Here is an 18,553-nt window from a genome sequence, read left to right as displayed (position 1 = left end):
CGGATCAGGCGGCGAAGGCGCCGTGCGGCGCCGCCATGACGATGCGGAAGCAGGCCCCGCGCGTGGGCACGGCGATGTAGTCCAGCTGCGCCTGGTTGGCCCGGCACAGCTCGCGGGCGATGTACAGGCCCAGGCCGGTGCCGTGTTCGGACGTGGTGTAGAACGGCCGGAACAGCTGCGCGGCGACGGCTTCGGGGATGCCGGGGCCACGGTCGATCACGTCGATCACCGCATGGCGCCCGGCCGACGCGACGCGGATGCGCACCCGCGCCGGCTCGTCGCCCGTGCGCCCGTACTTGAGCGCGTTGTGCACCAGCGCGGTCAATACCTGGTGCAGGTGGCGCGGGTCCATCAGCGCCGGCACCGAGGATTCGCGGATGATGGATTCCACGTCGTCGGTCTCGGTGGACAGCGTCTGCCGGTACTCCAGCACGAAGCGGCGCACGAAGCTGGCCAGGTCCAGGTTTTCCGGGCTGGCGCGCTCGCGGCGGGCCAGCGCCAGCACGCTCTCGACGATGCCGTTGGTGCGCTGGCATTGCTGGTGGATGATCTGCAGCAGGCGGCGGTCGGCATCGCCCAGGTCGCTGGATTCCTCCAGCAGCTGCGTGGCGTAGTTGATCGCGGCCAGCGGGTTGCGGATCTCGTGGGCGAGGCTGGCCGAGAACCGGCCCAAGGTGGACAGGGTCAGCGATTCGGCGCGGCGCGAGACCACGCTGGTGTCGTCCAGGAACACCAGGGTCTGGTCGCTGCCGGCAAGCATGCGCACGAAGCGCGGCAGTACCTCGGGCAGGTCGCCGGCCAGGCGCAGCGGCAGCTCCTCCTCGTTCATGCCGTTGCGCCAGCGCTGCAGGCGCCGCGCCAGTTCGGGCGCGACCTGCGCCAGCCGCGCCTCGCCGCCGGCCAGCCCGTCGCCGGCCTCGCCCAGCAGCGCGGCCGCGGCCTCGTTGGCCAGCGCGATCCGGCCGCCGCCGTCGACCGCCAGCACGCCGGTGCGCATGCGGCGGATGATCAGTTCGTTGATCTCGAACAGGTTGGCGACCTCGGCGCCGCGCCGTTCGGCCAGCTGCTGGTTGCGGCGGGCGCGGTTGCCGATCTGGTAGCTGATCCAGGCCAGGGCGAGGTAGCTGGTGATGAACATCGCCAGCTCGGCGAGGGTGCGCGTGCTGTCCCCGCCCTCGATCTCGCGCCAGGCGAACTCGGCCACCGTGGCCAGGCTGGCCACCACCGCCACCAGCATGCCGCGCGAGAGCGGCAGCAGCATGGCCGCGGCGGAAATGTTGAACAGCAGCGTCATCGAGATGCCGGCGCTGGCGCCGGGCAGCGCGTGGGTGAGCAGGGTGGCGGCGAGGATGTCGGCCACCGCGCCCCAGAACACCAGCGGCTGCAGCCAGCGCTCGTTGCGGCCCCACACCAGCAGGCCCAGCGCGATCGGCAGGTAGCCGACGGACACGGCGCGCGCCAGCAGCGGATGGTGGGCTTCGCTCATCAGCCCGCTCAACGGGCTGAATACCAGCGCCGCAATCAGGCTGGCGATCAGCACCCGGTACAGCGCGAAGAAGTACAGCTCGCGCCGCGGTATCGATTCGATGCGGTCGATCAGCGAGGAACGGGAGGGCAAGCGCGGGCTCCGGCGGCGGGCGGCAGGACGGAGTATAGGTGCCGGCGGGAGCCGCCGCGGGTTGCCGGCGGTCCCTGCGCCAAGGTCGTTAAGTGGCTGAAATGGCGCGCGATTCCGCCCCTCCCGTGGTTCCGGGCAGGCCTTTGCTGTGTTTCCGCGATCACTGGGGGAAACCCTGCAGACCATCTGTAAGCGATGTCAAAGACCGCTCCTGGCGGTTTTTTTGCGCCGCGGGCCGCGGTCGGCGACAATGGTGGGCCCGCCCGCCCTGCAGGAAGGCCATCCGATGGCCCTGTGGACTCGTGGCGGTTGTTCCCATTCCCACGGTGACACATGAATTTCCACGAATACCAGGCAAAACAACTGCTTGCCGAGTACGGCATTCCCGTTCCGGCCGGCAAGGTCGCGGCTACCCCGGACGAGGCGGTTGCCGTCGCCCAGTCCCTGGGCCAGGGCCCCTGGATGGTCAAGGCGCAGATCCACGCAGGCGGCCGCGGCAAGGCCGGCGGCGTCAAGTTCTGCAAGACCGTCGAAGACGTGAAGGCCGCTGCCGCCAAGATGCTTGGCACCAAGATGGCCACCTACCAGACCGCCGGCGTCGAACTGCCGATCAACCTGGTGCTGGTGACCACCGCCGGTGAGATCGTCAAGGAACTGTACCTGTCGGTCCTGGTGGATCGTGGCACCCGCACCATCAGCTTCATCGCCTCCTCCGAAGGCGGCATGGAGATCGAGCAGGTCGCCGCCGAGACCCCGGACAAGATCCACACCCTCAACGTCGACTTCGTCGAGGGCGTGCAGGGTTACCACGGCCGCGACATCGGCTTCAAGATGGGCCTGACCGCCAAGCAGGCCGGCCAGTTCGCCAGCATCATGGTGAACCTGTACCGCATCTTCAACGAGAAGGACCTGGCGCTGGTCGAGATCAACCCGCTGGCGATCCTGGACGACGGCAACCTGTACGCGCTGGACGGCAAGTTCAACAGCGACGACAACGCCAGCTTCCGCCACAAGGACCTGGTCGCCATGCGCGACAAGTCCCAGGAAGACGAGACCGAAGTCACCGCTTCGGAGCTGGACATCAACTACGTCACCATGGACGGCAACATCGGCTGCATGGTCAACGGCGCCGGCCTGGCGATGGCCACCATGGACGTCATCAAGCTCAACGGCGGCGAGCCGGCGAACTTCCTGGACGTGGGCGGCGGCGCGAACAAGCAGCGCGTGATCGAGGCGTTCAAGCTGATCCTGTCCTCGGACAAGGTCGAAGGCATCTTCGTCAACATCTTCGGCGGCATCGTCCGCTGCGACATGATCGCCGAGGGCATCATCGCCGCGGTCAAGGAAGTAGGCGTCAAGGTCCCGGTCGTGGTGCGCCTGGAAGGCACCAACGTGGAAGAAGGCAAGCAGCTGCTGCGCGACAGCGGCATGGCCATCATCCCGGCCGACAACATCAACGACGGCGCCAAGAAGGTCGTTGAAGCGGTCAAGAACGCCGCCGCCTGATCATTCCCTGTTTCGGGGCACCGGGCTGCGCTTCTCCAGCCCCCTTGAGTCAAGGGGGCGGCATCGCCGCGAAGCGGCGATGCGGGGGATAGGGAGGCATGCCTGAGCGATGTTTCGCATGGCGGAACATCACGTGGTTCCGAAGCCGATAAACAGCAAGAGATTCAGAGGACTCAAACGAATGTCCGTTTTGATCAACAAGAACACCAAGGTGATCGTGCAGGGCTTCACCGGCCAGCAGGGCACCTTCCACGCCACCCAGATGATCGAGTACGGCACCCAGGTCGTCGGCGGCGTCACCCCGGGCAAGGGCGGCACCACCCATATCGACCTGCCGGTGTTCAACACCGTGGCCGATGCCGTGGCCAGCACCGGCGCCGACGCGTCGGTGATCTACGTGCCGCCGCCGTTCGCGGCCGACGCGATCCTGGAAGCGGCCGCTGCCGGCATCAAGGTCATCGTCTGCATCACCGAGGGCATCCCGGTGCTGGACATGCTGCGCGTGGACAACGTGCTGAAGAGCTCGCACCCGGACACCGTGCTGATCGGGCCGAACTGCCCCGGCGTGATCACCCCGGGCGAGTGCAAGATCGGCATCATGCCGGGCCACATCCACAAGCCGGGCAAGATCGGCATCGTGTCGCGTTCGGGCACGCTGACCTATGAAGCCGTGAAGCAGACCACCGAAGTCGGCCTGGGCCAGTCCACCTGCATCGGCATCGGTGGCGACCCGATCAACGGCCTGAACTTCGTCGACTGCCTGAAGCTGTTCAACGAAGACCCGCAGACCGAAGGCATCATCATGGTCGGCGAGATCGGCGGCGACGCCGAGGAAGCCGGTGCGGAGTACATCAAGGCCCACGTGAAGAAGCCGGTCGTCGGCTTCATCGCCGGCGCCTCGGCTCCGGCCGGCAAGCGCATGGGCCACGCCGGTGCGATCGCCTCGGGCGGCAAGGGCACCGCCGAAGGCAAGTTCGCCGCGATGGAAGCCGCTGGCGTCGTCACCGTGCGTTCGCCGGGCGACCTGGGCGCGGCCATCGCCAAGCTGGTCAAGTAAGACCTGCCGCGACGCGCAACGAAAAGGCCGCCTTCAGGCGGCCTTTTCGTTTGTGCGCTGCCGCTCTTTTGTTTTTGTAGGAGCGACTTCAGTCGCGATGAAGCTTTCCCGGTGAAGCCCCTCGCGACTGAAGTCGCTCCTACGGGGGGCCGCGGCTCAGCGCAGCGACTTGATCGTCAGGTCCAGCGCGTCCTTGCCGCCTTCGCGCTGCAGCAGGCGCACCGGCACCGGCAGGCCCGGCGCGATCCAGGCGATCTGCTCCTTGTCGCCATCCACGCGCGAGACCTTGGTCGCTTCCACGGCCTTGCCGTCGACGGTCATGTTTTCCTTGCCGACGACGCGGTAGGACAGCGTCTTGACCCGGCCGCCATCCACCATGCGGTAGTTGAGCGGCTTGCCGGCGGCGACGTCGCGGGCGATGGCCAGGTTGATCAGCAGGCCGTCCATGTCGCCGTTCTGCAGCTGCACGGGTCCGCGCCGGTCGGGTTTCACATCGCCGCTCCAAGTGGCCTGGTTGCTGCCCCAGTCGTAGCGCGCCTCGACCGTGCGGCGCTTGAACGGGATCACCGAGGCATCGTGGCTGCTCAGCGGGCGCAGGCGGCCGTTCTGCTCGTCGAACAGAGTGCTCTGGCTGAGTTCGGCCAGCTGGTTCTTCACCTGCAGCGTGTAGCGCCACTTGCCGCCGCTGTCCGCGGCCAGGGTCATCATGCCGTTGGCCTGCAGGCCCATGTAGCTGGCCTGGTAGTTGGCGGTGAAGGGCTGCACCGCGAACGCGGGCACGCTGGCCAGCGCGGCCAGGGCGGCGACGGCCAGCGGAAGGGGACGCAGGAAGGGTTTCATGCTCAGGCTCCTTGGTACTCGGTCAGGCGCAGGTCGATGGCATCCTCGCCGTCTTCCCGTTGCAGGATGCGCACCGGGGTCGGCACGCCGTTGGCGATCCACAGGATGGTTTCGTCGTTGCCGCCATTGGTGCGGTAGACGCGCAGCGCGTCGTAGCTGAGGTCGCCGACCTGCACGGTCTCGGTGCCGGCGGCGGCCTGGTATTCGTACTGGCGCACCCGGCCCACGTCCACGTAGCGGTAGCGCAGCGGCTGGCCGGGGCGGGCGTCGCGCATCAGCGACAGGTTGAGCAGCAGCGCGCTCTGGTCGCCATGCTGCAGCGGGATCGGGCGCTGGCGTTCCTTCTTCAGGTCGCCCTGCCACTGCGCGGTGCCGTCCTGCCAGTTGTAGGTGCCGGTGACCTTCTTGCCGAGGAACAGCGCCTTCTTCACCGTGCTCTGGCTCAGCGGCACGTATACCGCGCCCTCGTTGTCGAAGACCGTGCTCTGCTCCAGGTTCAGGCCGAGCACGCCGGCGAACCCGCGGCGGCCGCGCACGGCCATGTCCACGCGCCAGCGGCTGCCTTCGTTGTGGACCACGCGCATGGTCGCATCGCCGGCTTCCCTGCCCTTGTAGAAGGCCTGGTAGGTGGCGACGAACGGCTCCAGCGCCGGCGGGTCCCATTCGGCCTGCGGCAGCGCCATGGCGCCGGCCTGCGGGGCTTCCTGGGCCACGACCGGCAGCGCGGTCAGCAGGCTCGCCAGCAGCAGCGGTTTGAGTAGGGCGGTCGTCATGCTCGGGTCGGGGCGGGGTGGAATGGGGATCATGCCAGCCTGCGCATCAGCGGCATGTGCGGATCAGGCTGTCAGCGTTCCGGCGGAATCTAGGCGCAGCGGACTAAACAGGGACTGACCATCGAGCAGGACCCTGCCATCCTGTTCAGTTACGCGTCCTTCGACCAGCAGGCGCACGGCCGCCAGCAGCAGCGGGTGTTCGACCGCCAGCACCCGCGCGGCCAGCGCCTCGGCGTCGTCGCCGGGCAGGACCGGGACCCGCGCCTGGGCGATCACCGCGCCGGCGTCCAGTTCCGGCACGACGAAATGCACGCTTGCGCCGTGCTCCGCGTCGCCGGCCTCGAGGGCGCGGGCATGGGTGTGCAGGCCCTTGTGCAGCGGCAGCAGCGACGGGTGGATGTTGACCAGGCGGCCGGCGAAGCGCTGCACGAAGCCGGTGCCGAGGATGCGCATGTAGCCGGCGCAGACGATCCAGTCCGGCGCGCAGGCGGCCACCGCATCGCCGAGCGCGGCGTCGAAGGCCTCGCGGTTGTCGAAGTCCCTGGGCGGGCGCGCCCAGCGCTGCGCCGGGGCGACCTTGTCCAGCGCCGCGGCGCCGGGCTTGTCGGAGAACACGCCGACGATGCGCGCGTGCAGCTGCCCGGCGGCGACGCCGTCCAGCAGGCATTGCAGGTTGCTGCCGCGCCCGGAGGCGAGCACGGCGATGCGCGCCGGCGCGTTCATCGCGGCACCCGCCTGGCCAGCGGCCATGCCAGCAGGCTGCCGACGGTGGCCAGCAGCATGTCGGCGTGCGCGTCCCAGACATCGCCCTGCTGGCCGTTGTAGGCCTCGGCCGCTTCCGGCGACAGCGCCAGGGCGATGCCCCATTCCAGCCACTCGTAGACCAGGCTGGAACACATGACCGCCATCGCCGCCAGCACGAACGCCTGCCCGCCGCGCAGCGCCGGCCAGGCATGGCGCGCCAGCTGCGCCAGCGCGGGCGTGAAGCAGAGGCCATAGAGGAGATGGATCAACCGGTCGAAATGGTTGCGCTGCCAGCCGAAGGCCGCGCCCGGCGACCAGCCGGTCAGGGCCTGCAGCCATGCGTCGTACGGCACGTTGGAATACAGCCAGCGCGCGCCGATGCAGTGCAGGGCGATGAAGCCGCAGACCGCGGCGAAGGCGCCGCCGCCCAGCGGCCAGCGCCGGTCCACCCACCACAGCGCCGCCAGCCCGGCCACGGTCAGCGAACTGTGCAGCGCCTGTTCCAGCGGCCACAGCGGCTTGATCCAGGTGAGCAGGAACACGGCCAGCACGCCGGCGAACGCGGCCTTCTTGGCGGGGCTCATGCGGCGCGGCCCGGGCACGGGAACAAGGGCGGTGATGCGCCGTTCAAGCGAAGGCCGCCTTGACCGAAGGCCGCACCAGCACGATCAGGGTGAACACGCCGAGCACCGTGCCGACGGGCATCATCATGCAGGAGATGGCGGCCACCACCAGGCACAGCAGGTGGCGCCGGCGCTGCGCCAGGCAGCGGCCGGCATAGGCCATGAAGCCGGCCAGGATCAGGCCGCAGGCGATGAATACGCTGGCGAAGGCGACGAAGAACCAGCCGAACAGCTGCGGGCCGAAAGCTTCCGTCCCCGAGGCGCCCGGGTCCATCGGCAGTTTGCCGCTGACCATGGCCAGCCCCATCACCAGGTGCAGCACGGGGAACAACGAGAACAGCCCGGTGATCGCCGCCACCACGTAGTGGAAGATCGACAGGAGACGCAGCTGGCTGGCGTCGTCCTCGCCCAGCGCGGGGGGCGGAACGGGGGCGTTCGGCGCATCCATGAGTGGCACCTTGCGGCCGGACGGGGTCAGCCGATGCGCACGCGCTCGGCGCCGCTGGCGGCGACCACTTCGCCGATCCGCCAGTGCGCCAGCTGCAGCGCGTCCAGCGAGGCGCCGATGGCGGCGGCCTGGTCGGCCGGCACCAGCAGCACGAAGCCGATGCCGCAGTTGAAGGTGCGCCACATCTCGCTGTCGGCGACGTTGCCCTCGCGCTGCAGCCACTGGAACACCGGCGGCAGCGTCCAGCTGCCGGCGTCGATGTCCAGCCCCAGGCCGTCGGGCACGACGCGGATGATGTTCTCGGTCAGGCCGCCGCCGGTGACGTGGGCCATGCCGTGGATGGCGGCGCCGTGCTGCTTGAGCAGCGACAGGATCGGCTTGACGTACAGGCGGGTCGGCGCCATCAGCGCGTCCACCAGCTTCACGCCGTCTTCCAGCACTAGCTCGGCCGGCTGGCCGGCGCGGTCGTAGATGCGGCGCACCAGCGAGTAGCCGTTGGAATGCGGGCCGGAGGAGGCGATGCCGATCAGCACGTCGCCCTGCCGCACGGCCGCGCCGTCCTTCAGTTCGCTCTTCTCCACCGCCGCCACGGTGAAGCCGGCCAGGTCGTACTCGCCGGGCGCGTACATGTCGGGCATCTCGGCGGTCTCGCCGCCGATCAGCGCGCAGCCGGCCTCGGTGCAGCCGTTGGCGATGCCGCCGACCACCGCCGCGGCGGTGTCGATGTCCAGCTTGCCGGTGGCGAAGTAATCCAGGAAGAACAGCGGCTCGGCGCCCTGCACCAGCACGTCGTTCACGCACATGGCGACCAGGTCGATGCCGATGGTGTCGTGGCGGCCGAGCTGCTGGGCCAGCTTGAGCTTGGTGCCGACGCCGTCCGTGCCCGACACCAGCACCGGCTCGCGGTACTTGCCCGACAGGTCGAACAGCGCGCCGAAGCCGCCCAGGCCGCCCATCACCTCGGGGCGGAAGCTGCGCTTGACCAGCGGCTTGATGCGTTCGACCAGTTCGTTGCCCGCGTCGATGTCCACGCCGGCGTCACGGTAGGTCAGGGGAGAGTTGGCGGAAGTCGGGGAACTGGTCACGGGCGGCTGCACTGGCGGGGGGAACGGGCGATTTTAACAGGCCACGTTGGCGCCAAGGCCGCATTCGGGCAACAATTCCCACCGGAACCGTCGAGCAATGGAACCCTCAATGCGTCGCAGCCTGGCCTTTTCCCTGTTTCTGGCGTTCTGCCTGTCCGTCCCGGCGGCGCATGCGCAGTCCGGCATGCGTACCGAGGGCGACGTGGCCAGCGCGCAGAACCCCTACGAGGCCGAGGTCCCGGTCAACAGCCAGGGCGACGCCGACCGCAACGGCGCCCTGGCGCGCGCGCTGGGCGCGGTGCTGGGCAAGCTGTCCGGCGACCGCAGCGCCATGACCCGCCCGGGCGTGGCGCAGGCGCTGCGCAGCGCCAGGGACATGGTCGAGAGCTACGACTACCGCCAGGACCAGAGCGTCTCCGCGTCCGGGGCGCCGAGCTTCCGCACCATGCTGGTGGCGCGCTTCCGCCAGGACGACGTGGATGGGCTGGTGGCGGCGCTGGGGCTGCCGATATGGCCGCAGCCGCGGCCCAAGCCGGTGGTCTGGATGGCGATCGACGACGGCAGCGGCCCGCGTCTGGTGGGGGTGCAGCAGGCCAACGCCGCGCGTCCGCTGCTGGACCGCGCCATCGAACGCGGCTTCCGCCTGGGCCTGCCCGGCGGCGGCGCGGCCGAGCAGGCGCTGGTCGGTGCGATCTGGCGCCAGGACACCGCCGCCATCGCCCGCGCCTCGGCGCGCTATGCGCCGCCCATGCAACTGGTCGGCAAGCTGTACCGCGCCAGCGGCGGCGGCTGGCTGGCCGACTGGGTGTTCGTCGACGACGGCCGCGAACTGGCCAAGTGGACCACCCGCGACGGCGATGCCCGCCGCGCGATGGCCGGCGGCGCCGACGGCGCGGCCGACGCGCTGGTCAAGCGTTATGCCAAGGCGCCGGTGGCCGGCGCGGCCGGCACCTACCGCATCCGCATCAGCGGCCTGCGGACCGCCGCCGACTACCTGCGCGTGGCCGCGACCCTGCAGTCGGTGGCGGTGGTGCGTTCGATGGTGCCGGTGCAGGCCTCCAGCGACCGCCTGGAGCTGGACCTGGAACTGATGAGCGGCCTGCAGGGGCTGAACCGCATGCTCGGCGCGGACGCCGCGCTGCAGCCGGTTGCGCCGCCCGCCGAAGGCGCGCCGGCCTCCGGCCCGGCCGAGTACCGCGTCCGATGAACGGCGCTGCGGCGGATACGGAAGTCGCACTGTTCCTGCGCCGTCTGCAGCGCGGCGTGCTGGCGGCGTTCGGCCTGTGGGTGGTGTGGCTGCTGGCGCCGATCCTGACCCCGTTCGTGGTCGCGCTGATGCTGGCCTGGCTGGGCGATCCGCTGGTGGACCGGCTGGAGGCGCGCGGGCGTTCGCGCAACACCGCGGTGATCCTGGTGTTCGCGATGATGATCCTGCTGCTGGCGCTGGCGCTGCTGATCCTGGTGCCGCTGATCCAGCGCCAGATCGTCACCCTTGCCGCCTCGCTGCCGCAGGCGCAGGAATGGCTGATGGGCACGGCGCTGCCGTGGATCGAGCAGCGCACCGGCGTGGAGATCCTCAGCTGGCTGGCGCCCGAGCGCCTGTTCGAGTGGGTGCGTACGCACTGGCAGCAGGCCGGCGGCGCCGCCACCACGCTGTTCGGCTACGTGTCGCGCTCGGGCTTTGCGATGGTGACCTGGGTGGTGAACCTGGCGCTGCTGCCGATCCTGGCCTATTACTTCCTGCGCGACTGGGACCGGCTGGTCGAGCGCGTGGCGGCGATGATCCCGCGCAACCACATCGAGACCGTGTCGCGGCTGGCGCGCGAATCCGACGAGGTGCTGGGCGCGTTCATCCGCGGCCAGATCGTGGTGATGCTGGCGCTGGGCGTGGTCTACGCGGTCGGCCTGTCGCTGGTCGGGCTCAACCTCGGCCTGCTGATCGGCCTGATCGCCGGGCTGATCAGCTTCATTCCCTACCTGGGCGCGACCACCGGCGTGGTGCTGGCGGTGCTGGCGGCGCTGGTGCAGGCGCAGGGCGTGGACCTGAAGCTGCTGGCGCTGGTCGGCGTGGTGTTCACCGTCGGCCAGCTGCTGGAGAGCTACGTGCTCACCCCGCGCATCGTCGGCGACAAGATCGGCCTGCATCCGGTGGCGGTGATCTTCGCGGTGATGGCCGGCGGCCAGCTGTTCGGCTTCCTCGGCATGCTGCTGGCGCTGCCGGCGGCGGCGGTGATCAACGTGCTGCTGCGCTACGCGCACGAGCGCTACCGGCAGAGCGAGCTGTATGCCGGCCATGGCCCGACCATCGTGCTGCACGCCAGCGGCGAGCCCGCGCCGGGCCTGGGCATCGTGCCGAAGGACGTCGAACCGAAGTGAGCGTGCCGCAGTTGCCGCTGGCCCTGCGCTATCCGCCGGACCAGCGATTGGAAAGCTTCATCGGCGCCCCGGACGGGGCGCTGGCGCAGCTGCGCGCCGCCGCCACCGGCGGCAGCCGCGACTGGATCTATCTGGTCGGTCCGGCCGGCAGCGGCAAGACGCACCTGGCGCTGGCCGTGTGCGCCGCCGCCGAGCAGGCCGGGCGCGGTTCGGCCTACCTGCCGCTGCAGGCCGCGGCAGGGCGCCTGCGCGATGCGCTGGAGGCGCTGGAAGGGCGCGACGTGGTCGCGCTGGACGGCCTGGACGCCATCGCCGGCCGGCGCGATGACGAAGTGGCGCTGTTCGACTTCCACAACCGCGCGCGCGCGGCGGGCGTGACCCTGCTCTATACCGCCACGGCCGCGCCCGACGCGCTGGGGCTGGTGCTGCCCGACCTGCGCTCGCGGCTGTCGCAGTGCGGGCGCATCGTGCTGGACGCGCTGGACGACGACGGACGCGGCGCCGTGCTGCGCGAGCGTGCGATCCGGCGCGGGCTGGCGCTGGACGAGGCGGCCATCGACTGGCTGCTCACCCGCACCGGCCGCGACCTGGGCGGACTGGTCGTGCTGCTGGACCGGCTCGACCGCGAGTCGCTCGCGGCCAAGCGGCGCATCACCGTGCCGTTCCTGCGCAAGGTGCTGGACGCGTCCTGAGCGGTGCGGCTACCGCCTTGCCGGGTTTCACCCAGGAGCGTTCCCTACGAGGCAAGCGGCTGGCGCAGGTGCGGGGCTTGACCCGCACGAGGCCTCGCTGGGAAAGCGGCGTACGGGGCAAGCTCCGTACCTGCGACGACTCCGTTCCCTCGCCAGTGGAGCCTGCTCCCGGAAACGAGGTGGGCCTGGGTTATCCCCGATGCGCTGAATGCCGGCACCGGGAGCGTAGTCCCGGCCTGTGGTTGAACGGAGCGTTGGCGCAGTGGTTTCCGCAGGTGCGGGGCTTGCCCCCGCACGAGGCTTCACCGGGGAAGCCCCATCGCGCACCAAGGTGCGCTCCTACGAGAGGGCTTCTTCCAGCGCCTGCAGCCGCTGCAGGGTGCCAACGTCGGTCCACCGGCCGCGGTGGTGCTGGCCGCTGATGCGGCCCTGCGCCATGAAGTGTTTCTGCAGCGGCACCACGCTGAAACGCGGCGGCGTGCGCTCGCTGCCGGGCGCATCGCCGATCACCGCGCGCCAGTCGTCCAGGATCGACGGGCGGTACATGCCGATGCCGGCATAGGTCAGGCAGGGCGCGTCGCGGTCGTGGTGCAGCACGCCCTGCGCGTCGAGGCGGTAATCGCCCTGCGGGTGCTGCGGCGGGTTGTCCACCAGCACTAGGTGGGCTTCGCCAGCCGGTTCGCGCGGCAGCAGCGAGAAATCGAAGTCGGTCCAGATGTCGCCGTTGACCACCAGGAACGGCGCCTCGCCCAGCAGCGGCAGCGCGTTGAGCATGCCGCCGCCGGTCTCCAGCGGCGTCGGCCCTTCGCAGGCGTAGTGCAGGCGCAGGTTCCAGCGGCTGCCGTCGCCCAGCACCTCGGGGAACTGTTCGGCCAGCCAGGAGGTATTGACCACCACGTCGCGCACGCCGAGCGCGGCCAGCTTTTCCAGGTGCCAGGCGATCAGCGGGCGGCCGCCGGCGTGCAGCAGCGGCTTGGGCGTGCGCTCGGTGAGCGGACGCATGCGCTCGCCCAGCCCCGCGGCGAAAACCAGCGCCTTCACCGCGCGGCCCGTTCGGCCAGCGCCGGCTTGATGCGGTCTTCCAGCAGCGACCGCAGCGCGGACAGCTGCGGATGGCGCGGCAGCACCTCGTCGAGATAGGCGACGAAGCGCGGCACGTCTTCCAGGTAGTGGCTCTTGCCGTCGCGGTAGTGCAGGCGGGAGAAGATGCCCAGGATCTTTAGGTGCCGCTGCACGCCCATCCAGTCGGCATCGCGCAGGAAGGTGGCGCGGTCGGGTACCGGCAGGCCGGCGGCGAGGGCGCGTTCGTGGTAGCGCGCCAGCCAGCCGTCCACGCGTTCCAGCGGCCAGCTCAGGAAGGCGTCCTTGAACAGGCTCACCGGATCGTAGGCGATGGGCCCGCGCACCAGGTCCTGGAAGTCCAGCACCGCCGGGCCATCTTCCACCGGCATCAGGTTGCGCGGCATGAAGTCGCGGTGGGTCATCAGCTGCGCCTGGCCCAGCGCGTTGTCCATCAACCGCCGCTGCGCCAGCTGCAGGCCTTCGATCTCGCCGCAGTCCAGCGCCAGGCCGAGATGGCGCTGCAGGAACCATTCGTCGAACAGGCCGGCATCGCGCTGCAGCAGGGCTTCGCCGAAATGGCCGAAGCCCTCCGGCACCGGGATCGACTGCAACCGGATCAGCTGCTCCATGGCGCGGTCGAACCACGCGTCGGCGTTGCCGTCGTCCAGCAGCCGCGCCAAGGTCGGCGCACCCAGGTCTTCCAGCAGCAGGAAGCCGGCGTCCAGGTCCTGCGCGAGCAGGGCCGGCACCCGCAGCCCGTGCGCCAGCAGCAGTTCGCGCATGCGCAGCCACGGCCGCGGATCTTCCAGGCCGGGCGGGGCGTCCATGACGATGTGGCTGCCGGCATCACCGGTGACGCGCCAGTAGCTGCGGAAACCGGCGTCCACCGAGGCGCGCTCGATGTCGGCCGCGCCGTCGCCCAACTGGTGGCGGGCCCAATCCAGGCGCTGCCGCGCGCGCTGCGGTTCCAGGGAGGTGTCCGGGGTCATCGGTGAAGCGTGCTCGCAGGTGCCATGGAGCGCGCGCAGGACGGCAGGGCCCCGCGGCGTTCCCGTGTTCGAAGGGGAAGGGGTGGAACGTTCAGCGCTTGCCGCTGACCAGCCGCAGCAGCGCCAGCAGGGCGATCGCGCCGACGATGGCGCCGACGAAACCGGCCGGCTGCCCGGCGGCGTACCAGCCCATGTAGCGGCCGAACCAGCCGGCGAACACCGCGCCGGCGATGCCCAGCACGATGGTCAGCAGGCAGCCCATGCGGTTGTTGCCGGGCATGAAGAAGCGCCCCAGCAGGCCGACCACGAAGCCGACCAGGATGATGTACAGCCAGCTGTCGCTGCCAAACAGTCCGCTCATGGATCCACCCGCCTCAAGGAAAAACGCAGCCTAGCAAGGCCGGGCTGCGTCGTCATTGCGCCGCTCAGCAGCAGCCGTGGCCGCCGTGGCGGGTGCCGCTGTCGGCCGCCACGGGCGAGCCGCTGGTTTCGCCGCGCAGGCTGGCCGCGTGATGGTCGAACAGCACCTTGGACACGCAGGCGGTGACGCGCTTGCCCATCGGGATGTGCAGGAACTCGTTCGGGCCGTGCGCGTTGGAATGCGGGCCGAGCACGCCGGTGATCATGAACTGCGCGCCGGGGAACTTCTCGCCCAGCATGCCCATGAACGGGATCGAGCCGCCTTCGCCCATGTACATGGCCGGCTTGCCGAAGAAGGCCTGGCTGGCGTCGTCGATGGACCGCTCCAGCCACGGCGCCATGGCCGGGGCGTTCCAGCCGGTGGAGGCCTTTTCCAGGTCCAGGGTGACGTGCGCGCCGTTCGGCGGGTCGCGCAGCAGCGCTTCCTTCAGCAGCTCGCCGCAGGCCTTGCCGTTGGCGGTCGGCGGCAGGCGCAGCGACAGCTTCACCGCGGTCTCCGGGCGCAGCACGTTGCCGGCCGATTCCAGCGGCGGCATGCCGCCGATGCCGGTCACCGACAGCGCCGGGCGCCAGGTGCGGTTGAGCACCAGTTCGGTCAGGTCCTCGTTCATCGGCTTGAGGCCGTCCACCAGCGGGAACTTGTCGAAGATGGCGGTATCGACCACGTCGGCGGCGCGCCTGGCCTGCTCCAGGCGCTCGGCCGGTACGTCCACGTGCAGGCCGTCGAGCAGGATGCGGCCGGTGTTCTCGTCCTCGATGCGCGAGAGCAGCTGGCGCAGCAGGCGGAAAGACGACGGCACCACGCCGGAGGCGTCGCCCGAATGCACGCCCTCGTTGAGCACCTTCACGGTGAAGTTGCCGCCGGTCAGGCCGCGCAGCGAGGTGGTGCACCACAGCTGGTCGTAATTGGCGCAGCCCGAGTCCAGGCAGACCACCAGCGACGGCTGGCCGATGCGCGCGGCCAGGTGGTCGACGTAGGCCGGCAGGTCGTAGGAACCGGATTCCTCGCAGGCCTCGATCAGGATCACGCAGCGGGCGTGCGGCAGGCCCTGCTCCTGCAGCGCGAGCACGGCGGCCAGCGAGCCGAAGATGGCGTAGCCGTCGTCGGCGCCGCCGCGGCCATAGAGTTTTTCGCCGCGCAGCACCGGCTTCCACGGGCCGAGGTCGGCGTCCCAGCCGGTCATTTCCGGCTGCTTGTCCAGGTGGCCGTAGAGCAGCACGGTGTCGTCGCCGGTTTCCGGGCCGGAGGCGGGGATTTCCAGGAAAATCAGAGGGGTACGGCCTTCCAGGCGCACCACTTCGACCTGCAGGCCGGGAATCTTCTGCGCCTTGGCCCAGTTTTCCATCAGCGCCACGGCCTGGTCCATATAGCCATTGGCAACCCAGTTCGCGTCGAACATCGGCGACTTGTTGGGGATGCGGATGTAGTCGACCAGCTGCGGGACGATGTCGTTGTCCCATTTGTCGCTGAGAAATTGGCCGAGCTTGGCGCTGTCCATTCGGGAACTCCGGTTGCAAGGTTTCAGATGCGCCCATTCTACGCCGTCCCTCTTGTAGGAATTTTCCTACAAAGAATCGGGCGGTTTGCCGGCTGTGGGCCGGAGGCGTGGCGGATAGGCTGTGTTCATGTGGCGCGGAACACTGGTCTGGCCGGCGGGGATGCCGGCATTCCAGTCCAAGCCACAAGGAGTTGCAGCGATGAAGCTTTTCACCGTGATGCTGAAGTCACTGGTTCTGGCGTTGTTGTTGACCGCATCGGCGCAAGCCACGGACAAGGTCGACATCAATACCGCCACCGCGGCGGAGCTGGACCGGGTATTGGTGAATGTCGGCGCCGCCAAGGCGCAGGCGATCGTCGAATACCGACAGGCGAACGGTCCCTTCAAGAGCGTCGAGGAACTGGCGCTGGTCAAGGGCATCGGGTTGAAGACGGTCGAACGGAATCGTGACCTGATCGGCGTGGGCGCAGGAACCGCCTCCGCTGCCAGGAACGCCAAGGCGGCAACGACCAAGCCGGTCGAGAGGCGCTGAGCGGAAGGGAATCGCGACAAGTGCGTCGTCCGGATGACGGCCACACGGAGAACCCCGGATAGCCAGGAGGCTGGGGAAGGCAGGATGCCTACAGGGACGTGAATGTCGCCCGGTGTTGCACAGTGACGTGCAGCCGGGCGATTTCTTTTTGGGCGCGTGCGTTTTCCAGCCTCCGCGTGCCGCCGTCCACCGTCGGGCGTGCGGGCGTCACGTCGCTCGCCTGTCGGTGATCGGCGGCAGGCGTGTTCCCCGCAGCCGGTGTGCCGCGTTTCGAGGGCACCTCCAGTTCGTCCCATGGCACAGCAGCGCCTGCGTACCGCAAGGGAGAGACCGCCTTGCCGGGCATGTATGGGATTCCGGCAATGGGGTCGGCATTGCCCTTGCCCTCCGCGGGGGGTGATGAAGGGTCCGTGCGGCCTGCGCTACGCTGACGGCATCCGGACATGGTGCACGATGGCGGGAAACATGAAGGACTGGAGACGATGCGGGTTCTGGCTGTCTGCCTGTTTGGTGCTGGCCGCTGCCCTGCCGCTTGCGGCCCAACCGGTACCGACGCCGGAAAATCCCTTGGACCTGAAGCCGGGGCAATATCTTTGGCATCCGGAGATATCGCCGGCCGGTCCGATCGTACTGGTGGTCAGCCTGGACGACCAGCGTGCCTACGTCTATCGCAACGGCATCGCCATCGGCATGACCACCATCAGTTCCGGCAAGGCCGGGCATGAAACGCCGACCGGCGTTTTCACCATCCTGCAGAAGAACAAGGACCACCGCTCCAATCTCTACAACAACGCGCCGATGCCCTACATGCAGCGGCTGACGTGGGACGGCATCGCCCTGCACGGCGGTTCGCTGCCCGGGTATCCGGCCTCGCACGGCTGCGTGCGCCTGCCGCAGGCGTTCGCGCAGAAGCTTTTCGCCGAGACCCGCCGCGGCGATACGGTGGTGGTGGCCGATGGCCGCAGTTCCCCGATGACGCTGGTCTATCCGGCGGTGCTGGCGCCGGTCACCGCCCGCGGTTTGCCGATGGCCACTGCCGCGGACGCCCCGGACCACTACTGGGACGATGACCTGTCGCCGCAGGGACAGGTGGGCATCCTGGTCAGCACCCACGACCGGCGCATCTACGTGCTGCGCGACGGGGTGCCGATCGCCGAATCGAAGATGGGCATGGAGGGGCTGCCGGCGTTCACCGGCACCACCCTGTTCGTGATGGGGCAGGAGATGGACGGCACGCCCAGCCCGCTCGACCCACAGCGCGGCCGCCACCGCTGGACCGCCTACCCGCTGCTGGGCGAAGCCGCGGCGGGGGAGATCCCCGACCTTCTGGCGCGACCGTCGCTGCCGGTGCAGTTGCCGGCCGATTTCGCGCGCCGGCTGTACGACGTGCTGGTGCCCGGCACCACCCTGCTGGTCACGAGCCTGCCGGCGGTGCGGCCGACCGGCGCTGAACAGGACATGCAGCCGGTATTGGAATCGGCACCGCCCGCCCCTAGCCAGTGAGCCTGCGTCCGGCCATCTCCCGCCATGAATCCATTGCCGTATCTCCGCCTGTTGCTGCCCTGCCTGCTGGCCGTGCCCGCCGCCCCGTCGCGCGCTGCGCCGGCCCCCGATCTTGCGGCGCTGGCCGAAGGTCCGCCGCTGCGGGTCGAACAACTGGCGCAGGCCGCGCCGGCGGCCGACCGCAATGTGCTGGCGCTGGCGGCGCGTGCCATGGCCTGCGCCCTGCAGCGCCGCGAACCGGGGCTGGACCCGCGGCGGCTCGGCGTGATCGACTACTCCCGCCCGTCCACCGAACCGCGGCTGTGGGTGTTCGACCTGGACAGGCAGACGCTGCTGTTCGAGGAGTGGGTGGCGCACGGGCGCAACAGCGGCGACAACCTGACACGCAGTTTTTCCAACCGCGAGGGCAGCTACATGTCCAGCCTGGGGGCGTTCGTCGCGCAGGAAACCTACAGCGGCGGCAACGGGTACTCGCTGCGGTTGCGGGGGCTGGAGCCCGGTTTCAACGACCGCGCCCGCGAGCGCGCGATCGTCATCCATGGCGCGCCCTATGTGAATCCGGTCGCCGCGCGCGTGCAGGGACGGCTGGGACGTAGCCTGGGATGCCCGGCGGTACGGCCAGCGGTGGCGCGTCCGCTGATCGACAGCCTGCGCGGGGGCACCCTGGTATTCGCCTATTACCCCGACCCGGAGTGGCTGCGGCATTCGCAACTGCTGGAAGGCCACTGCGGGCAACTGGCCGCGCGTTGACGATGTGCCGGCCGTGGCCGGTCCGGCTGCCGTCGC

Annotated in this window: 17 protein-coding genes and 2 pseudogenes; 8 read left to right on the top strand and 11 right to left on the bottom strand. The window is 69.7% G+C overall.

Annotated elements, in window-relative coordinates:
* Window positions 1-4: 4 nt before the first annotated feature.
* Complete coding sequence (locus tag CQ393_RS07560) at window positions 5-1,618, bottom strand: HAMP domain-containing sensor histidine kinase (protein ID WP_153190943.1); 1,614 nt, start codon at window positions 1,616-1,618, stop codon at window positions 5-7.
* Window positions 1,619-1,951: 333 nt separating this feature from the next.
* Between CQ393_RS07560 and sucC the strand changes: the two genes are divergently transcribed.
* Window positions 1,952-3,124 carry an ADP-forming succinate--CoA ligase subunit beta gene (sucC, locus tag CQ393_RS07555; RefSeq protein WP_153190942.1) on the top strand — a complete coding sequence of 391 codons (1,173 nt, stop codon included), beginning with the start codon at window positions 1,952-1,954 and terminating at the stop codon, window positions 3,122-3,124.
* A 181-nt stretch (window positions 3,125-3,305) separates the two neighbouring features.
* The gene (gene sucD, locus CQ393_RS07550; RefSeq protein WP_056931245.1) at window positions 3,306-4,181 is read left to right on the top strand and encodes a succinate--CoA ligase subunit alpha; all 876 of its coding nucleotides are present in this window, start codon (window positions 3,306-3,308) and stop codon (window positions 4,179-4,181) included.
* Window positions 4,182-4,337: 156 nt separating this feature from the next.
* Here sucD and CQ393_RS07545 read toward each other — a convergent pair whose 3' ends face one another.
* From CQ393_RS07545 to purM, 6 genes are all read right to left on the bottom strand, one after another.
* Window positions 4,338-5,021 carry a DUF3108 domain-containing protein gene (locus tag CQ393_RS07545; RefSeq protein ID WP_153190941.1) on the bottom strand — a complete coding sequence of 228 codons (684 nt, stop codon included), beginning with the start codon at window positions 5,019-5,021 and terminating at the stop codon, window positions 4,338-4,340.
* Between the two features lie 2 nt (window positions 5,022-5,023).
* Window positions 5,024-5,704, bottom strand: a complete 681-nt coding sequence (locus CQ393_RS07540) for a DUF3108 domain-containing protein (protein WP_265588082.1) — start codon at window positions 5,702-5,704, stop codon at window positions 5,024-5,026.
* A 153-nt stretch (window positions 5,705-5,857) separates the two neighbouring features.
* Entirely contained in the window at window positions 5,858-6,517 is a 660-nt protein-coding gene (purN, locus tag CQ393_RS07535; RefSeq protein ID WP_153190979.1) for a phosphoribosylglycinamide formyltransferase, read from the bottom strand.
* Window positions 6,514-7,122 carry a DUF2238 domain-containing protein gene (locus CQ393_RS07530; protein ID WP_153190939.1) on the bottom strand — a complete coding sequence of 203 codons (609 nt, stop codon included), beginning with the start codon at window positions 7,120-7,122 and terminating at the stop codon, window positions 6,514-6,516. Before CQ393_RS07530 ends, purN begins: the two co-directional genes overlap by 4 nt.
* A 43-nt stretch (window positions 7,123-7,165) precedes the next feature.
* The gene (locus tag CQ393_RS07525) at window positions 7,166-7,609 is read right to left on the bottom strand and encodes a hypothetical protein (RefSeq protein ID WP_153190938.1); all 444 of its coding nucleotides are present in this window, start codon (window positions 7,607-7,609) and stop codon (window positions 7,166-7,168) included.
* 26 nt (window positions 7,610-7,635) lie between these two features.
* Window positions 7,636-8,694, bottom strand: a complete 1,059-nt coding sequence (purM, locus tag CQ393_RS07520) for a phosphoribosylformylglycinamidine cyclo-ligase (RefSeq protein WP_343199809.1) — start codon at window positions 8,692-8,694, stop codon at window positions 7,636-7,638.
* Window positions 8,695-8,791: 97 nt separating this feature from the next.
* On the opposite strand from purM, the gene CQ393_RS07515 reads away from it, so the two are divergent.
* The 3 genes and pseudogenes from CQ393_RS07515 (at window position 8,792) to hda (ending at window position 11,762) form a co-directional block, all read left to right on the top strand.
* On the top strand, window positions 8,792-9,901 hold the full coding sequence (locus CQ393_RS07515; RefSeq protein ID WP_194269608.1) for a DUF2066 domain-containing protein: 1,110 nt from the start codon (window positions 8,792-8,794) through the stop codon (window positions 9,899-9,901).
* Window positions 9,898-10,986, top strand: a pseudogene (locus CQ393_RS07510) (AI-2E family transporter); the annotation flags it as partial. The gene CQ393_RS07515 and the pseudogene CQ393_RS07510, both read left to right, overlap by 4 nt.
* 80 nt (window positions 10,987-11,066) lie before the next feature.
* Window positions 11,067-11,762: a DnaA regulatory inactivator Hda gene (hda, locus tag CQ393_RS07505; RefSeq protein ID WP_343199807.1), complete on the top strand. Its 696-nt coding sequence runs from the start codon at window positions 11,067-11,069 to the stop codon at window positions 11,760-11,762.
* 339 nt (window positions 11,763-12,101) lie between these two features.
* Here hda and murU read toward each other — a convergent pair whose 3' ends face one another.
* The 4 genes from murU to CQ393_RS07485 all read right to left on the bottom strand — a co-directional run bounded on the left by murU (window position 12,102) and on the right by CQ393_RS07485 (window position 15,732).
* A complete protein-coding gene (gene murU, locus CQ393_RS07500; protein WP_343199805.1) occupies window positions 12,102-12,803 on the bottom strand; it encodes an N-acetylmuramate alpha-1-phosphate uridylyltransferase MurU in 702 nt (233 codons plus the stop codon).
* Complete coding sequence (locus CQ393_RS07495) at window positions 12,800-13,813, bottom strand: phosphotransferase (protein WP_153190935.1); 1,014 nt, start codon at window positions 13,811-13,813, stop codon at window positions 12,800-12,802. Before CQ393_RS07495 ends, murU begins: the two co-directional genes overlap by 4 nt.
* 91 nt (window positions 13,814-13,904) lie before the next feature.
* Complete coding sequence (locus CQ393_RS07490) at window positions 13,905-14,174, bottom strand: GlsB/YeaQ/YmgE family stress response membrane protein (RefSeq protein WP_153190934.1); 270 nt, start codon at window positions 14,172-14,174, stop codon at window positions 13,905-13,907.
* Window positions 14,175-14,238: 64 nt separating this feature from the next.
* Window positions 14,239-15,732 carry a M20 family metallopeptidase gene (locus CQ393_RS07485; RefSeq protein ID WP_153190933.1) on the bottom strand — a complete coding sequence of 498 codons (1,494 nt, stop codon included), beginning with the start codon at window positions 15,730-15,732 and terminating at the stop codon, window positions 14,239-14,241.
* 199 nt (window positions 15,733-15,931) lie between these two features.
* Here CQ393_RS07485 and CQ393_RS07480 point away from each other — a divergent pair, with 199 nt between their 5' ends.
* The 3 genes and pseudogenes from CQ393_RS07480 to CQ393_RS07470 all read left to right on the top strand — a co-directional run.
* On the top strand, window positions 15,932-16,264 hold the full coding sequence (locus CQ393_RS07480; RefSeq protein WP_153190932.1) for a helix-hairpin-helix domain-containing protein: 333 nt from the start codon (window positions 15,932-15,934) through the stop codon (window positions 16,262-16,264).
* A gap of 465 nt (window positions 16,265-16,729) precedes the next feature.
* Window positions 16,730-17,767 (top strand): L,D-transpeptidase, encoded by a 1,038-nt coding sequence (locus CQ393_RS07475; RefSeq protein ID WP_228114341.1) that lies wholly within the window; start codon window positions 16,730-16,732, stop codon window positions 17,765-17,767.
* Between the two features lie 144 nt (window positions 17,768-17,911).
* Window positions 17,912-18,517: pseudogene (locus tag CQ393_RS07470) on the top strand (murein L,D-transpeptidase catalytic domain family protein); the annotation flags it as partial.
* Window positions 18,518-18,553: the final 36 nt, after the last annotated feature.

The sequence above is a fragment of the Stenotrophomonas sp. MYb238 genome, from assembly GCF_009496535.1.
GTDB lineage: Bacteria > Pseudomonadota > Gammaproteobacteria > Xanthomonadales > Xanthomonadaceae > Stenotrophomonas.
The sequence above is the reverse complement of the archived record's forward strand: the minus strand, read 5'-3'. Positions and strand labels throughout refer to the sequence as shown.